The organism is Herbaspirillum sp. ST 5-3 (assembly GCF_004804275.1).
Taxonomy (GTDB): domain Bacteria; phylum Pseudomonadota; class Gammaproteobacteria; order Burkholderiales; family Burkholderiaceae_D; genus Noviherbaspirillum.
Genome location: NZ_STGI01000030.1, coordinates 1 through 1,757, shown reverse-complemented (window position 1 = coordinate 1,757; position 1,757 = coordinate 1). Strand labels below are relative to the sequence as shown.

Below are 1,757 nucleotides of genomic sequence, written 5' to 3'. Positions count from 1 at the left end.
TTTCAGCCGTTTACTTGACGCGGCCTTCCTTCCAGGCCTGCAGCAGCTTGTCGTAGGCGATGGTCTCGCCCTTGGGCTTCTCGTTGCCCAGCTTCTTCCACGGCGCACCCTTGTCCGACAGCCACTTGGCCGCATCGCCCTTCGGATTGAGCTTGGGCGCGCAGTTCTTCATCCCCGCACGCTCGAGCCGCGCCATCACCTGGTCCATCTCGTCGGCCAGGCTGTCCATCGCCGCCTGCGGCGTCTTCTCGCCCGTCACCGCCGTGGCCACGTTCTTCCACCACAGCTGCGCCAGCTTCGGATAGTCCGGCACGTTGTTGCCCGTCGGCGTCCACGCCACCCGCGCCGGGCTGCGGTAGAACTCGATCATCCCGCCCAGCTGGTCCGCGTGCTTGGTGAAGTAGTCGCTGCGGATGTCGGAGTCGCGGATGAAGGTCAGCCCCGTGATCGACTTCTTCAGCGATACCGTCTTGGCCGTCACGAACTGCGCGTACAGCCAGGCCGCCGCGCGCCGCTCCGGCGGAGTCGACTTGAAGAAGGTCCACGAACCCACGTCCTGGTAGCCGTTCTGCATGCCTTCCTTCCAGTACGGACCGTGCGGCGACGGCGCCATGCGCCACTTCGGCTTGCCGTCCGGACCCACCACCGGCAGCCCGCCCTTGATGTAGGACGCGGTGAACGCGGTGTACCAGAAGATCTGCTGCGCCACCTCGCCCTGCGCCGGCACCGGCCCGGCTTCCGAGAAGGTCATGCCCATGGCCTGCGGCGGCGCGTACTTCTTCATCCAGTCCACGTACTTGGTCAAGGCATACACCGCCGCCGGCGAGTTGGTCGCGCCGCCGCGCGCCACCGACGCGCCCACCGGCGTGCACTTGTCGTTGGCCACGCGGATGCCCCATTCGTCCACCGGCAGGCCGTTCGGGATGCCCTTGTCGGCCGAGCCCGCCATCGACAGCCAGGCGTCGGTGAAGCGCCAGCCCAGCGACGGGTCCTTCTTGCCGTAGTCCATGTGGCCGTACACCTTCTTGCCGTCGAGCTCCTTGACGTCGTTGGTGAAGAAGTCGGCGATGTCCTCGTACGCGCTCCAGTTGACCGGCACGCCCAGGTCGTAGCCGTACTTGGCCTTGAACTTCTGCTGCAGGTCCTTGCGCGCGAACCAGTCGGCGCGGAACCAGTACAGGTTGGCGAACTGCTGGTCGGGCAGCTGGTACAGCTTGCCGTCGGGCGCGGTGGTGAAGCTGGTGCCGATGAAGTCCTTCAGGTCCAGCCCGGGATTGGTGAATTCCTTGCCTTCGCCGGCCATGTAGTCCGACAGCGGCACGATCGCGCCGTAGCGGTAGTGGGTGCCGATCAGGTCCGAGTCCGAGATCCAGCCGTCGTAGATACTCTTGCCCGACTGCATCGAGGTCTGCAGCTTCTCGACCACGTCGCCTTCCTGGATGATGTCGTGCTTGACCTTGATGCCGGTGATTTCCTCGAACGCCTTGGCCAGCGTCTTCGATTCGTACACGTGCGTGTCGATCGTCTCCGACACCACGTTGATCTCGTTGACGCCCTTGGCCTTCAACTTGGCCGCCGCATCGATGAACCATTTCATCTCGTCGAGCTGCTGCTTCTTGCTCAGCGTCGAGGGCTGGAATTCCTGCGTCACCCACTTCTCCGCCGCCGTCATGTCCGCCCACGACGCCCCCGAGGCCAGCATCGCCGCAGCCGCCAGCGCTGTCAGTTTCAGTCTCATATCTCCACCTTTTCTTGTT

Annotated in this window: 1 protein-coding gene; it reads right to left on the bottom strand. The window is 64.6% G+C overall.

Annotation, left to right across the window (positions count from 1 at the left end; genetic code table 11):
- Window positions 1-10: 10 nt before the first annotated feature.
- Window positions 11-1,738, bottom strand: coding sequence for an ABC transporter substrate-binding protein (locus E6W33_RS26810; RefSeq protein WP_136420437.1), 1,728 nt, complete (start codon window positions 1,736-1,738; stop codon window positions 11-13).
- Window positions 1,739-1,757: the final 19 nt, after the last annotated feature.